The 14411-nt window shown below is 45.0% G+C and carries 16 protein-coding genes and 1 pseudogene; 3 read left to right on the forward strand and 14 right to left on the reverse strand.

Annotated elements, in window-relative coordinates; genetic code table 11:
* Nucleotides 1–68 precede the first annotated feature (68 nt).
* The 6 genes and pseudogenes from NLX67_RS12095 to thyA form a co-directional block, all read right to left on the reverse strand.
* A complete protein-coding gene (locus tag NLX67_RS12095; protein WP_254311909.1) occupies nt 69–863 on the reverse strand; it encodes an ABC transporter ATP-binding protein in 795 nt (264 codons plus the stop codon).
* Entirely contained in the window at nt 856–1773 is a 918-nt protein-coding gene (locus NLX67_RS12100) for an ABC transporter permease (RefSeq protein ID WP_254311910.1), read from the reverse strand. The genes NLX67_RS12095 and NLX67_RS12100 overlap by 8 nt, the downstream gene beginning before the upstream one ends.
* 57 nt (nt 1774–1830) lie before the next feature.
* Nucleotides 1831–2826 carry an ABC transporter substrate-binding protein gene (locus NLX67_RS12105; RefSeq protein WP_046181206.1) on the reverse strand — a complete coding sequence of 332 codons (996 nt, stop codon included), beginning with the start codon at nt 2824–2826 and terminating at the stop codon, nt 1831–1833.
* Nucleotides 2827–2932: 106 nt separating this feature from the next.
* Nucleotides 2933–3682 carry a lysophospholipid acyltransferase family protein gene (locus tag NLX67_RS12110; protein ID WP_254311911.1) on the reverse strand — a complete coding sequence of 250 codons (750 nt, stop codon included), beginning with the start codon at nt 3680–3682 and terminating at the stop codon, nt 2933–2935.
* A complete protein-coding gene (locus NLX67_RS12115) occupies nt 3655–4143 on the reverse strand; it encodes a dihydrofolate reductase (RefSeq protein WP_254311912.1) in 489 nt (162 codons plus the stop codon). Before NLX67_RS12115 ends, NLX67_RS12110 begins: the two co-directional genes overlap by 28 nt.
* Nucleotides 4144–4376: 233 nt before the next feature.
* Nucleotides 4377–4646, reverse strand: a pseudogene (thyA, locus tag NLX67_RS12120) (thymidylate synthase); the annotation flags it as partial.
* Between the two features lie 402 nt (nt 4647–5048).
* Here thyA and NLX67_RS12125 point away from each other — a divergent pair.
* Both NLX67_RS12125 and NLX67_RS12130 read left to right on the forward strand, forming a co-directional pair.
* On the forward strand, nt 5049–5852 hold the full coding sequence (locus NLX67_RS12125; protein ID WP_254311913.1) for a phosphatase PAP2 family protein: 804 nt from the start codon (nt 5049–5051) through the stop codon (nt 5850–5852).
* A gap of 979 nt (nt 5853–6831) precedes the next feature.
* Nucleotides 6832–7929, forward strand: coding sequence for a major royal jelly family protein (locus NLX67_RS12130; protein ID WP_254311914.1), 1098 nt, complete (start codon nt 6832–6834; stop codon nt 7927–7929).
* 146 nt (nt 7930–8075) lie between these two features.
* Here the strand turns inward: NLX67_RS12130 and NLX67_RS12135 are convergent, their stop codons facing one another.
* The 7 genes from NLX67_RS12135 to NLX67_RS12165 all read right to left on the reverse strand — a co-directional run bounded on the left by NLX67_RS12135 (nt 8076) and on the right by NLX67_RS12165 (nt 13072).
* Complete coding sequence (locus NLX67_RS12135) at nt 8076–9056, reverse strand: thymidylate synthase (RefSeq protein WP_254311915.1); 981 nt, start codon at nt 9054–9056, stop codon at nt 8076–8078.
* A gap of 266 nt (nt 9057–9322) precedes the next feature.
* The gene (locus NLX67_RS12140) at nt 9323–10090 is read right to left on the reverse strand and encodes a class I SAM-dependent methyltransferase (RefSeq protein WP_254311916.1); all 768 of its coding nucleotides are present in this window, start codon (nt 10088–10090) and stop codon (nt 9323–9325) included.
* A complete protein-coding gene (locus NLX67_RS12145; protein WP_254311917.1) occupies nt 10087–10518 on the reverse strand; it encodes a BrxA/BrxB family bacilliredoxin in 432 nt (143 codons plus the stop codon). The genes NLX67_RS12140 and NLX67_RS12145 overlap by 4 nt, the downstream gene beginning before the upstream one ends.
* A gap of 15 nt (nt 10519–10533) precedes the next feature.
* Nucleotides 10534–11655 carry a conserved virulence factor C family protein gene (locus NLX67_RS12150; RefSeq protein WP_254311918.1) on the reverse strand — a complete coding sequence of 374 codons (1122 nt, stop codon included), beginning with the start codon at nt 11653–11655 and terminating at the stop codon, nt 10534–10536.
* Nucleotides 11656–11710: 55 nt separating this feature from the next.
* On the reverse strand, nt 11711–12130 hold the full coding sequence (gene mntR / locus NLX67_RS12155; protein WP_254311919.1) for a transcriptional regulator MntR: 420 nt from the start codon (nt 12128–12130) through the stop codon (nt 11711–11713).
* Nucleotides 12131–12216: 86 nt separating this feature from the next.
* The gene (locus NLX67_RS12160) at nt 12217–12414 is read right to left on the reverse strand and encodes a zinc-finger domain-containing protein (RefSeq protein ID WP_375143376.1); all 198 of its coding nucleotides are present in this window, start codon (nt 12412–12414) and stop codon (nt 12217–12219) included.
* A gap of 1 nt (nt 12415) precedes the next feature.
* Entirely contained in the window at nt 12416–13072 is a 657-nt protein-coding gene (locus NLX67_RS12165) for a reverse transcriptase-like protein (protein WP_254311920.1), read from the reverse strand.
* A 51-nt stretch (nt 13073–13123) separates the two neighbouring features.
* Here NLX67_RS12165 and NLX67_RS12170 point away from each other — a divergent pair, with 51 nt between their 5' ends.
* Entirely contained in the window at nt 13124–13510 is a 387-nt protein-coding gene (locus NLX67_RS12170) for a ribonuclease HI family protein (protein WP_254311921.1), read from the forward strand.
* Here NLX67_RS12170 and NLX67_RS12175 read toward each other — a convergent pair.
* Nucleotides 13507–14328 (reverse strand): GGDEF domain-containing protein, encoded by an 822-nt coding sequence (locus NLX67_RS12175; RefSeq protein WP_254311922.1) that lies wholly within the window; start codon nt 14326–14328, stop codon nt 13507–13509. The two genes, NLX67_RS12170 and NLX67_RS12175, sit on opposite strands and share 4 nt — an antisense overlap.
* Between the last annotated feature and the right edge of the window lie 83 nt (nt 14329–14411).

Consider the following 14411-nt stretch of genomic DNA (forward strand, 5'->3'; position numbering starts at 1 on the left):
TATCCGTTCTTCCTACTTTATTAACGTGTTTCATAAAAAAGAAGAAGACATATCGTCTTCTTCTGCATTTACGACAGCAAGGAACGGTCGCTTAAGCTTCCGCCGCCTTTTATTTTCTGGAACTCTGCCAGCAGTTTTTCCACCGTCAAGTCCCGTTTTTCTTCTTCATTGGCCGAGAAAATAATCTGACCCTTGTCCATCATGATCAGCCGGTTGCCTAAATCCAGCGCCTGCTGCATATTGTGCGTCACCATAAGCGTTGTCAGCCCTAGATGGTCAACGATTTCTTTCGTTAAATTCGTAATCAGCTCTGCCCTCGACGGATCGAGTGCCGCTGTATGTTCATCAAGCAGCAAAATTTTTGGATCGGTAAACGTCGCCATGAGAAGCGACAGCGCCTGCCGCTCTCCCCCTGAAAGCAAGCCGACTTTTGCCTGAAGACGGTCTTCTAAACCGAGGTGCAGCATTTCAAGCTTTTCCCGATAAAAATCGCGCCGTTTTTTCGTGACACCGAACGAAAGCGTCCGCTTTTTTGTCCGGTTGTACGCAAGCGCCAAGTTTTCTTCAATGGTCATCGTCGGAGCCGTTCCCGCCATCGGATCCTGAAACACACGGCCGATTTTCGAGGCACGCTTATGCTCCGCGAGTGTCGTCATATTTGCGCCGTCGATCATCACCATTCCCATATCCGGCGATAATTTTCCGGAAATGACGTTCATAAGTGTTGATTTCCCTGCGCCGTTTGAACCGATGACCGTCACGAAATCACCTGGACGCATCGATAAATCCACTTTGTTTAACGCAATTTTCTCATCGGGCGTGCCTTCATAAAACACTTTAAAGATTTGGGTCATTTCAAGCATCAACGCCGCCTCCTAACTGCTGAAGCCGTTTTTTCTTCCGCTTTGCTGCTTTTTGCCGGTCGAGTATTTTCGGCAAAACAAGGGCAATAATAACAATAATCGCTGTAATAAGCTTCATATCGCCTGTATCCAAAAATTCAATCCGCAAGGCAAGCGTTACGATCATCCGGTACAGCACCGCACCAACTACAACTGCAAGCGTCGCCCGGGCAATTGAGGAATGACCAATAACCGCTTCGCCGATAATAACGGAAGCGAGACCAATAACAATCATCCCAATCCCCATTCCGACGTCATTAAAGCCGTTGTACTGGGCCACAAGTGCACCTGAAAAAGCAACAAGCGCGTTGGAAAGTCCGAGGCCAAGTACTTTCATCCACCCTGTGTTTGCTGAGAAACTGCGTACCATGCCTTCGTTGTCTCCAACAGCCCGCAAGCTTAAACCAACTTCTGTTTTTAAAAATAAATCAGTAATGAACTTAATAATCAGTGTAACAACAAGCATAAACAATAAAATACTCCAGTCTGACGCAAACCAGTTTTCGATTTTCGTCATAACCGTTTCTTCCGCGAGAAGAGGCACGTTCGGCTTGCCCATAATACGCAAATTAATTGAATAGAGGGCAATCATCATTAAAATCCCAGATAAAAGCGGGTTGATCCCGCCTTTCGTATGCAAAATACCCGTCATGCAGCCCGCCAAAAAACCGGCAAAAAGGGCCGCAATCGTGGCCAAAAACGGGTCACTTCCATTTACAATCATGATCGAGGCAACCGCGCCGCCTGTGACAAAGCTTCCGTCTACTGTCAAATCGGGAAAATCAAGCACACGAAATGACAAGTACACACCAAGCGCCATGATCGCGTAAATGACGCCTGACTCCACGGCGCCAAACATCGCTGTCATCATAAAAAAATCCTCCTGTTTACATGAAAAGAGCGCCTGGTGAAGGCGCACCTTTTCCCCTTATTTTACAATCTCGGCATCCTGTTTCCATTCTTCTTTAATCTCGATACCCATTTCAGCTGCAGCTGTTTCATTAATAACGAGCTTTAAATCCTGCGGCGGCAGAACTGGCAGTTCACCTGCTTCTGCTTCACCTTTTAAGATTTGCGCGGCCATTTTGCCGGCTTCTTTCCCAATGTCTTCATAATCAAACCCGTATGCCGCAAATCCACCACGGGCAACAGAATCTTTTTCTCCTACAAATAAAGGAAGGTCTTCATCATTTGCGACTTGAATAACGGATTCAAGCGCCGAGACAACCGTATTGTCTGTGAAAATGTAGAACATGTCGACTTTGCCGATCAAGCTTTCCGCCGCCTGCTTTACTTCAGAAGACGTTGAAACAGTAACAGGCGCCATTTTCAAGCCGTTTTCTGTTAAAACAGCCTCCAGCTGTTCTGCCTGGGCAACCGAGTTTTGTTCCCCGGCATTGTAAATAACACCGACATTTTTGCCGTCAAATTCTTCTGCCATAAATTTTACTGTATTGGAAATGGCCTCTGGATGCAGGTCCACCGTTCCTGTTACATTGCCACCCGGTGCTTCTGTATCTTTTACAAGTCCAGCCGCAACCGCATCTGTTACGGACGTAAACACGATCGGAATATCTTTCGTTGCATTCAGCGCCGCTGTTGCACTTGGTGTCGAATTAGCGAAGATTAAATCAACGCCGTCCGCTACAAAGTTTTGAGCGATTGTCTGATTATTGTTTTGGTCGCCTTGTGCGATCTGCTCGTCAAACTCAGCCGATACGCCCGCTTCTTCCAACCCTTTTTTAAAGCCTTCGTACGCATTATCAAGCGACGGATGCTCGACAATCTGGGTTACGCCGATTTTGTACGTTTCGCCCTCTGACGATCCGCCTGAATTTGTTTCCGCTTCTTCTTCGCCGCCTCCGCACGCTGCGAGCATCATCGCTGCCGCACCGGCTGACATCATCCATTTCCACTTACTCATCCAAAACTGCCCCCTCTTTTTTGCTTAACCGCTTTTATGTAGTAAATTAATTTTCATTATCGTCGAATAATAACAGAAAAGCAAGAATTTTTTCAATACCATAAACTTACTGCATTTTTACCAGCTGGGCTTCAATTCGCTTCTGCACATCCGCAGCCGTCTGCTTTAAATCTGCACCTGTGTGTTCGTGTGGCAAGAGTGGTGGCAGGATCGCGACGTTCACACGTGCGGGCGTTAACTTTTTGCCGGAATTATTTTCAAACATATCGGCTGTTCCTTTAATCGCGACTGGCACAATCGGCACTCCTGCGTCTTTTGCCATTCGGAATGCGCCGGTTTTAAATGGCTTTAATTCGCCGCCCTTATTCCGTGTTCCTTCGGGAAAAATAAAAAGGGAATGGCCTTTTTCTAAAATGGCGGCTCCAGTGCGAAGCATTTTCACCGCATCGCGCCGGTCATTCCGGTTTAAAAACAAACAGTGAATGTGCTCCATCCATGTGCTTAAGAGCGGAATTTTTTTCATTTCCGTTTTCGCCACAAACCCGAACGGCTTGTCAATATAGCCGATAAACGCTGGCACATCAAAGTCTCCTTCATGGTTGCTTACAAACATGACAGCGCCCGCTGGTACGTGGTGCTCACCCGTTACATTTACTTTCGCACCGGCCATTTTCGCGACGCCGCGGTTCCACTTTTTCACGAGCGAATGAACACGCGCATCCCGATCCGCCGCCGGAAGCGCCGGATCAATTTTTTTAAATTGCAGCATTTTAGGAATAAGGCCAATCAAGGTTACGATCAAGTAACCGAAAAAAATGACAAGCCGGATCATGATCTCACCCGGTCGTACACGCAAAAATAGTAATCATACGGGTTTTCATCATTTTTTTCTCCTTTTGTACAGGACGTTTCTTGAAACTCTTTCCAAGGAATAAAATCAATAACCGTATCCCCGTTAAATTCTGCTTCAATTTTTGTTACGTATAAACGGTCCGAATGCGGCAAAAATTGTTTAAATACATTGGCGCCGCCGATAATAAAAAGATCTTGTTCCTTTGCCATTTTTAAAACGTCCTCTACGGAATGAACAACAGTGACCCCATCCGGCTTAAAGGAGTAATCGGTCGTTAAAATGACATTTTCCCGTTTTGGCAGCGGCCGGCTTCCGAACGACTCAAATGTTTTCCGCCCCATTACAATTGGAAACCCGAGCGTTGTTTTTTTAAAATAACGTAAATCTTCCGGCAAACGCCATGGCAGATTGTTATTGAGTCCGATCACGCCGCCTTTGCTTTCTGCCCAAATAAATGAAATCATGAAATCTTCTTCCTTTCTTTTCCCTTATTTTCTCCTCCCATCGTACCATATTTGCCAATTCGCACGCCATGCTGTTCTTTTCGCACCAGGCCACGCACAATTCGCACGCTTTTCCTTTACATCGCACCTCGCCACGACATTTTCGCTCCATCAGCGGAAAGTCGCACAAATCCTCAACGCTTTCGTTCCTCATGCTGAAAAATCGCACAAAAAAACCGGCACAAGGCCAGTTTTCACACTGCAACAGAGGCTTTAATCGTGGAGTGCGGATCGTAGCCGGGCAGCTTCATATCATCAAGCTCCATCTCAAACAATGATTTTCCTTTTTTGAGTTCAAGCGTCGGCAGCTCACTTGGCTAACAGACCAGCTGCGTTTTCACCTGCTCAATGTGATTTGTGTAAATGTGTGCGTCGCCAATTGTATGAACAAACTCTCCCACATCAAGACCTCATTCATTGGCAATTAAATAATAACCGGCAATGTTAAAAGGGATTCCCCCAAAATTCAGAAAGTAAAAAACTGCTGAACCTGTTGCGAGGTTATTTACTGTAAACAAGTTAGTTTAGAATTTCGGTAAAGTCCATCAGTCGAATACTTCACGTAACCTTTTACGATTGAATGACTCTATCCCGGCAATTGTGTATCTTTTCGGAATAAGAGCCAATCCGCATCTCTGTCCATCATTCCATGAAACGTACTCGTTCTTACTTACCTATCACGAATACAGAGGATCGATAAGCCCTTGTACTTTTAATTAGGAAATACCTCAAAACGTCGAAAAGCCGGAGCCATATTTTTTGATCCTTCACTCTGAAACAAAAATTAATTTAATACTTCCGTATCCTAAGCAATACAAGATTATACTCATATCTTAACAATAAGGAACAAAAGGAGGTGAAGAAAGATGAACCGAAACCTTCCCGGCTCCCCTGGTTTTCTCCTAGGCTTTCAAGTAACTTATCCACCCTGGTCTCAGCTTCCTTATCCGGGCGAAGCGTCCCCGCCTTCGAACTTTGAACATGAGGAGCCTTTCAATCCTTCTTGGCCGCTCGTTTTTTTAAAAAGGGATGAAAATAACTGGTTCACAGATCCAGCCGGAAACCCGCTGCCACAAGTCAAGCATCCTGCTACGATTGATTGGGACAGCGAGTTGAAACTCGTGCAGAAAACGCTAAAAAACCTGACCACAAAACAAAAAGCGCTTGCTGAATACTGGGGGACAAGGCATGTCACGAAACAATGGACACCGATTATGGATCGCTTAATCGATATTTATGCAACCCTTCAGATACCTTTTCCGCTGGTATCTTCATCCGCTCCAGGGGATGGACGTATTCTTGTACTTATTCCAGGAGCAATCAATGATGCACTGATTGTTTGCTCGACAGTTAAGTATCGCTATAAGGTAGCGCGGCCAAATCAGCTGGGCCACCCGCTGCTGACATTTCTATCCACCCCCCGCCAGCCTTCCTATATTTCAGGGCATTCTACTATAGCAGGGATGCTGGCCGAACTGTTGAGCTGCTTCTTTCCAGCTAAACGAAATCAGTTGCAGAAGCTTGCGGAAGAATGTGCGAGTTCGCGTGTATATGGAGGCGTTCACTTTCCAATCGACAGCAGCGAGGGATTACGAATCGGCCGGGCAATCGGGCGAAGCCTTGCTAGCTATTTTTCCAAACAACTGGATGCCATAGACAAGTCGGGCTGACAGGCCGTTTACAAAATCGATAGACTGTGGATATGTGGCATCGAGAGCTTGTTTCGATTTTGGCATCTTATTTTTGCACCTAACAGGGTTTTAAAAAGTTTAATAGCCTATTCTGTGATCGGCAACTCAGTCATAGTGATGAATGATTGACCTGAAAACAAAAACATGAGACCCTGTTCGCGAGTGCCGACTTACCTTTTTTTCAAGATTCGTGATTCTTTTTTTCTTCCTGTTTTAGTTATCATGGCTGTTCCCTCCTTCTGATCGCAGAAAAATTTTCGATCCCTTACATAGAGAATAACAGGTATAAACCGGATCGGTGTATCTTGAAGTGTCCGCCGGAGCCGGCTGAATATACAGATGGACAGCAAGGCCTATTCCATCTTGAATTACATGCTGTCTTCGCTCAAAGGAAAGTGGAATGAATTAACACGTAGTTACTCAACAGTAGACTGAAAATGTTGAGTAAAAAAGAATAACACCACATAAGTTTTGACACAACTTCACGATGATCATCTACATAAACAACAGTGATGTGTATGCCATCATGCGTCCTCTTGGCCATGAAAAAATCGAGACAACGATGATTTATTTGCAGAAAGATTATGGAGTGGGAACAGCACGGGGTCCACCGATGGAAAGATAATGCGCTCGGACGATATATATAGCTCGTCACAGATTTTTAAAGATATTCAAGTGCCTGGAGGTTTAATTATGGCAAAAAGTGCGCATTTTGGTGCTAACAATTACGATAATCGACTTGGTATGGATGCGATCTCATGATCATTTACTGCTGCGATAGATAAAAGCCATTTTAACTGAAATAGTTGGGATTTAATTTGAAATTAAAACAATAAAATTGCGAAAACAATCAATTAAAACTACATTTAGACAGAAAAACTTATTAAGAACCAGGCACCAGAAAAAATTTTAATCATATATAGATGATATCCCGCTCGAATTTGTTAAGGAGGATATCATGCAACCTATATTACCTTTCGAAAAATATTTCGGTAAGTTGGAACTGGTTTATGCCTTTTATGGAGCTATGCCTACAGGTGTTAATGTTTCAGAAACCGGTCGTATTTTTATTTGCTTTCCGAAATGGGGAGATAACGTTAAATTTACGGTGGCGGAAATTGTTGAGGATAAATTGCAGCCATATCCTAGTTTAGAAATCAATATGGTTAACCCCGGGAATATTACAATGTCTTTCATCAGTGTCCAAAGTGTAGTTGCTGATGGCCGGGGAACGCTTTGGATATTAGATACAGCGGCACCAAACTTTTCTGAACCTATTAAAGGGGGGGCAAAATTAGTCGCTGTTGATTTAAAAACCAATACAATAAGAAGAGTATATACCTTTACAGAAGATATTGTCCTGCCAACAACTTATCTGAATGATGTCCGATTTGATTTTCGTGTTGGAAAAGCCGGTTATGCATATATAACTGATTCTTCTTCCAAAGGGCCCGGAGCTATTATCGTCGTAGATTTGGATAATGGAGACGCGTTTAGACGGTTAAACGGAGCAAATTCAACTTCACCCGATCCCTATCTTTTACCGAAAGTAGAAGGCAAAATTTTGATGAATCGAAATAAAGATGGCTCAACTTCTCCATTTAGATTGGCGTCTGATGGTATAGCGATTTCTCCCGACGGAAAGATTTTATTTTTTTGTCCACTAACCAGTCGTCATCTGTTTTCGATCTCAACAGAAGTCCTAAGAGACAGAACTATACCGGACATGGATTTACCTTATCATGTGGAGTATTGGGGTGAAAAAGGTGCGTCTGATGGCATGATCACCGATGCAAAAGGAAACATTTATGCTGGAGACTATGAAAACAACAGTATTCGAAAGATATTACCGAATGGCATAATGGAAACCATCGCACATGATCCAAGAATTTTATGGCCGGATACTTTTTCGATTGGTCCGGATCAATACTTATATTTTATTGTGAACCAATTACATCGGCAGGCAAGATTTCATTATGGAAAAGACCTACGACAAAAACCATATAGTTTACTTCGCATGAAAATCGATGAATTACCTGCTCCTACCTTTTCATAATAGAAATAGTGATTAATTTTTTTACATTATTTAATTTATAATAGGCTATTAAGGAATTTATATCCATCAAATTTGACCTTTTTGTTCCCTTAACAACACAAAATTAAAAAAGACAGAACATGCAAGCTGTCCTGTCTTTTCCATTATCACACCGCAATCGGCGCTTTAATAGCTGGATGCGGATTGTATCCCTCAATTGTTAGGTCTTCTAATTCAATATCAAATAAAGACTTCTTCTCTGGATTAATCGTAAGAGTCGGTAATTTCCTCGGTTCGCGCGATAACTGCTCTTTTACTTGCTCAAGATGGTTAGAGTAAATATGGGCATCCCCAATGCTGTGAACAAATTCCCCGGGCTCTAAACCACATTCGTGTGCAATTAGATGGGTTAATAGCGCATAGGAAGCGACATTGAACGGACATCCAATTAGGCTGTCAAGACTCCTTTGCGTTAACTGGCAGCTTAGCTTTCCATTTGCCACAAAGAACTGAAACATCACATGACATGGAGGCAAAGCAGCTTTGCTTCCTTTTTGCCCCGCATTTACTACATCCTCAGGGTTCCAGGCGTTTACAATCAAGCGACGGGAATCTGGGTTGTTTTTTATCTGGTCAATGACATCTTGTAATTGGTCAATCTTTTCGCCAGTAGACGATGTCCAATTGCGCCATTGTTTCCCGTATACATTTCCAAGTTCACCGTATTTTTTTGCAAATTCATCGTCATTTAAAACCCGCTCACAAAATGTTTGCATTTCGGCTTGATACAACTTGTTAAATTCTTCGTCTACAAGGCAGCGTCGACCAAAATCCGTCATATCAGGACCATCATACTCATCTGATTCTATCCATCTCTTAAAAGCCCATTCGTCCCAAATGTGGTTATTATGTTGAAGCAAATAACGAATATTCGTATCCCCTTTAATAAACCACAGCAATTCGCTTGCAACTAAGCTGAATGGTACTCTTTTTGTTGTTAATAATGGAAACCCTTTGGACAAGTCAAAACGCATTTGGTAACCAAATACACTTAACGTACCTGTCCCTGTCCGGTCTTCCTTTTTCACGCCATTATCTAAAATATGCTCCAATAAATCCAAATAAGCTCTTTCAGGATGCTTTTCCACCCTCATATCACCTCGCCGTAATTTAACTATTCTATTATATCTTAAATCCAAAAATTATTGGGTGTTATTCATGGTTTATATAAGTGGAATAAATGATTTTACATCCTGCTTTTCAGAAAAAGCGTATGAGAACAGCGCTTAGCCCGGGCAATGAAATAACGGCATTCGCGGGGCTGCGCGTTCCATGGGGCAGGCGCTGCGCTCAACTTTACCGCTCTGCGCTCCGTCGATCTTATCTGCCCGCTCGTCCAGGTTACTGAAAAAGTTCATTTCTCTATCACACCAAAATGAAATTTGGACGTTTTACGGATATGCTGGGTAAATCCAAATTTCTCAAATCGCTCAGAGCGAAAATGATCTTTCAGCACGATCCGTTTCTTTGCAATCCGTTTTGCCTCGATCACCGCGTCCATCGTCAAATCGACATATGAGGCAAAAGAACGGAGCGGCGCGATGCCGCTTGAATCTACAGCCTCTTCAAACATCGGATCAAAATACACCACGTCAAACGACGCATCCGGCACGTTTTTTAAATACGTGTGATAATCGGCTGCAGCGACATCAATCTTTTGCATCGCTTGGAGTAACGGTACCGGCCCGTCCGTCCACGATGTCAGGCCTTCCCGGACAATGTGGGCGATAAACGGATTTGCTTCCACTGAATGAACACGGCCGGATTTCCCAACCGCTGCGGAGGCTGTAATGCTATCAGCTGCCGGACCCATCGTGCAGTCTAAAAATGACATACCCGGCTCAAGGCCGCATGTGCTCACCAGTTCATCCTGCCCGCCGCTTAAGAGCCGCTTCACGCGGAACATCGCGGAACCCGGATGAAAAAAGAATGGGTTTCCTTCGCCGCTATGCAGCTCGAGACGTTCTTTTGAGACAAGCAGCACCGCACACTCGTAAAAAGCAGCCAGCTTGTTCACCGGCTGCTTGCTGCGTTCTACATATAAAACCCCAAAGGTGTCCGCAAGTGCCGCCGCTTTTTGCTTGACGGCAACTCCTGCGCGCTGGGATGTTGTAACAATCACTGGCAGTGCACGTCAAAAGCCGCCGTTAAATTCGTAATGATTGTGCCGAGGTCATGGCCTTCAATTTCGTGGCGGTGCACAAAATGAACCACTTTATTGCCTTTTAGGAGCGCCATTGATGGAGACGACGGTTCAAATTCCGGCATCCATGCGCGCATTGCAGCTGTCGCTTCACGGTCCTGGCCGGCAAAAACCGTCACGAGGCGATCCGGTGCGTGCTCGTTCATTGACGCCTGCACAGCTGCCGGGCGGGCAAGGCCTGCCGCACAGCCGCAAACGGAATTAATCACGACAAGCGATGTTCCTTCTGCGGACTCCATAAACGCATTGACTTCCTCTTCCGTTGTTAACTCCTGAAAACCGGCATTCGTCAGCTCCGCACGCATCGGCACAACCATTTGCTTCATGTATTCTTCATATGCATTCATTTTTTCTTCCCCCTTTTATTGTTTGCGGGCTTCGGTCATTTGTTTCCAAACCGAGCCTTTTGCTTCTTCGCCACCTTCAATTCGCTCAATGGCCATCAGCACCTGCATTTTCACTTCAAATTCCGGATCATCGGCTGCTTCGCGTAACGCTGGCAGCGCACGTTCGTCTCCTGCTTCATACAAGAACATAGCCGCGCGCCAGCGGACGATTTTACTTTTATCCTGCAGCGCCTTCGTCATCGCATCCGCTGCTTCTGGAAACCCGAGATCGCTCATGCAATCGCCCGCTGTCCGGCGGACCGTTACAGCCGAATCATCGAGTGCTTTATACAAAACCGTCAAAATGCGTTCATCTTCAATCATGCCTGCATAAACAACCGCAAGACGGCGAATGGCGGCTTTTTCATCGTTTAGCGCCGCTTCCAAAAGAGGCATATCGCTTATAGACGGATCGGGCATTTGTTCAAGCTGCTGATATCGTTTGCGCCAGTCAGGCTCCGCAAGCCATACGTCTCTGTCCGGCTTCACACCGTGCTCTTTATGCTGGACGAGCGGCCCGCCTGCTTTCGCTGCTTCTACAAGCCGTTCGACGCGCTCTTTCGGATACGCCGCCATCACTTCCTCTAACAACTCCGGCGCGATTTCATCAAGTTCTCCGTATCGAATCCCAAATTCCTGCCATTTGCGTTCCAAAATATAATTGTCGCCATCTTTTGTCAGCTCCGCAAAGGCTTCCTGGCAATAATCCGGCAGCGCCACCCGTTTTTCCTCGTCTGCAGAAACAAGCTTTAACTGTAGTGGGACGCCTTTATACACTTGAATGGACGTTTCGACTTCCCCAAAGTGCTCAAGCGGTTTCGCTTCTTTTTCCTCTGCATCAGTTTCGCCAAACGCGGCGCGGACATTCGGTAAAATGTCCTGCCAGTCGTAGCGCCCGTTTCGTTCAAGCGCGATAAAGTCTGCGACATGATAGACGCCTTTTACCCCATCAATTTTCAAGATCGCCTGAATGATGGCGGGCGCTCCTTCTGCTGTTTCCGGCTTATAGTTCGTGCTTTTGCCTGCTGCGAGCTCTTCATCTAAAATGACTTTCATCGTATTCGGGCTTGGTGTCGGTTCGATTTTTAAAATCTTCATGTGTGACTCCTCCTCCATTTTGGAAAAAAACCCGCCCGAGACGGGACGGATTCATTCATTCTTTGTTTCGCTCATTTACTTTTTTCAGCGCGTCAACACGTGCCGGATCTTCTTCAAAATATTCAATCAAGTCCGCGATCCGGTTAATGGAATCGGAACTTAAATGATGTTCAATTCCTTCTACATCTTCGTAAATATGTGATTCCTCCACTCCGATCACCGACAGAAACCGCTCAAGCAAATCGTGCCGCTCCACAAGACGCTGGCCGATCTTTTGCCCTTTTGCCGTTAACACGAGCCCGCGATATCGCTCATAGACGAGGTACTCGTCTTTATCGAGCTTCTGGACCATTTTCGTCACGCTTGAGGGATGGACCGAAAGCGCACCCGCAATATCCGATACACGTGCGTATCCTTTCATATCAATCAGCAAATAAATCTGTTCTATGTAATCCTCCATACTCGGTGTCGGCATAAGGATATTCCTCCTGACATTCTCATCATTAAAAGTGTACTATAACTGCTCTTTGCAAACAAGGAAAAAGCCGGGCGGCGGCCGGCTTAAGAAAACTTATCTCCGTACTTTTTTAATTTTTCCCCGACGGTACATTCGGTAATGCAAAATTTATGGGCAGCAATTTTGCCTTTTTCTTTACGCAACGTGCTTTTGACGAGGCAGTCTTTGCAGTACGTATTCAATAGATTTTCCACTTCGAGCAAAAATTGAGTTCGGCTCAAAACGTGGCACCTACCTTTCACTTTAAGTCCCGATCTCAGTATGGCTTGAGATCGCTGTGCCAAGAAGTGCTTGCCGCGCAAGCTGGTCAGCTTCTTTATTGTGCCTTCTATCAACGGGTTTGTAAAGTGGCTTAATTCGCATAGCAGCGAATTTTTCTTCGATCCGTGCAAGAAATCGGGCATGGCTTTCTTCATAACATGGCCAGTCGCCACCGAGCTGATTTAATACGGTTAGGGAGTCCCCCGTAATGGTGACAGGCTGACCTTTGACACCAAGTTCTTCAAGTTTTTGCATGGCAAAATAAAGCGCCGCATACTCTGATTCGTTGTTGGACTCAAGGCCGTCAAAGTGGGCATTTTCACGCAACCGGTACCGCTTGCCGCCTTTTGAATAATAAATTGCGGTTCCGACGCCAGCCCGATTTGACTCCACATCAAACCCGCCATCAAATAAGACAGTAATTTTTTCTGGTTCTTCGTCCAGCTGTTCGTTTAGTTTTTTAAATTCTTTCAGCGTCCATTCCTGACCAAGCTCATCGATTACGGCGATTTCTTTTACGCGACCCGTTTTCAGCAAGTCATCCGTTGTTTTCAACACGAGCTGCCGGTCTGTCGGATCTGACGTGAACGCTGTCTTCACGCCTTTAAAGTCATAAATAAAACGGATTGTCATTTGCATTTCGCTGCCTCCATTCTTTAAAATAAGAAAGAAAAGATCGGGGGAATCGATATGTTTGAAGTATATACAGACGGGGCGTCTACCGGCGACCCAGGACGAGCAGGAGCGGGCATTGTGATTCGCTGGGACGGCAAAATAGAGCGCTTTTCCATCCCGCTTGGCGAAATGGATACGCACGAAGCCGAATTTACAGCTGTCATTAAAGCGCTGGAGCTATGTAAAGAACGGGGCGCCCAGACGATTTCACTGAGAAGCGATTCACAAACAGTCGTTGCTGCAATTGAAAAAGAATATATTCACAAGCCGGTCTATAAGCCGCTTCTTCAAACGATTTTAACGCTGGCGGACGAGTTTCCACTTTTTTTTGTGAAATGGATTCCCTCGAAGCAAAACAAGGCCGATCAGGAAGCGAAAAACGCGATCCGGGCTAATCGCTAAGAGACAACCAGCCGATTGCGTCCGGAACGTTTTGCTTCATATAATGCCCGGTCCGCTTTATCGATAAACGCCTCACTTGTCTCTCCTTCATGAATAGCGATGCCCGCGCTGATTGTAACCGGCACCGCTTTTTCTTTGTAGATAACATGTAACTGTTCAACCTCTCGAATGATCCGGTCGACCATGACGATCCCATCTTTCATTGTGATGTCTTGGCTGATGAGAGCAAATTCTTCTCCGCCGAGACGCACGACTGCATCGGTCGTACGGATGTTTCGGCGAATGGCTTCTCCCGTTTCTTTTAACACAAGATCCCCGCATACATGGCCATATGTGTCGTTTACTTTTTTAAAATGATCCAAATCAAGCAGGATGAGTAAAATTGTGCTTTGTTTTTGTGCAGACTGCTTAAGGGACTCTGTCATATGTTCTTCAAAAAATCGCCGATTATGTAACCCGGTTAACGGATCTATATACGTCAGTTTTTTTAATTCGCCGAGCACTTCCTCATAGCGCACACGGAAAAATGCGGCTGTATAAAAAATAGCGGCATTCATAAGCGAGCCGCTGATCAAATAAATGGATTCCTCCGTGGACCAGTGGCCGATCGTCAATTCAATGCCGTATTTAATGGCAGAAAAAAGCAAACCAAGAGAAATGGCCGCTCTCCATGTTGGGTATGTATGAATAAGCATCAGGCATGGAATGATAAGCAGCGCCCAAATAAGAGGCACATGCCGTCCTTGAATAAACCATAAATCAAGTGCGATTGTTAATAAGGTTATGCCAATAACCCCTAAAATATTCCACCTTTTCATCCCTTTACTCTCTTCCTGTTGGAGCAGGCCATTAAAACCGTTTTATTATGACATAATTTGTCTTTCATTGCCAATGGTATGTA

It is taken from the genome of Domibacillus sp. A3M-37, from assembly GCF_024213455.1.
Taxonomy (GTDB): Bacteria; Bacillota; Bacilli; order Bacillales; family Domibacillaceae; genus Domibacillus; species Domibacillus tundrae.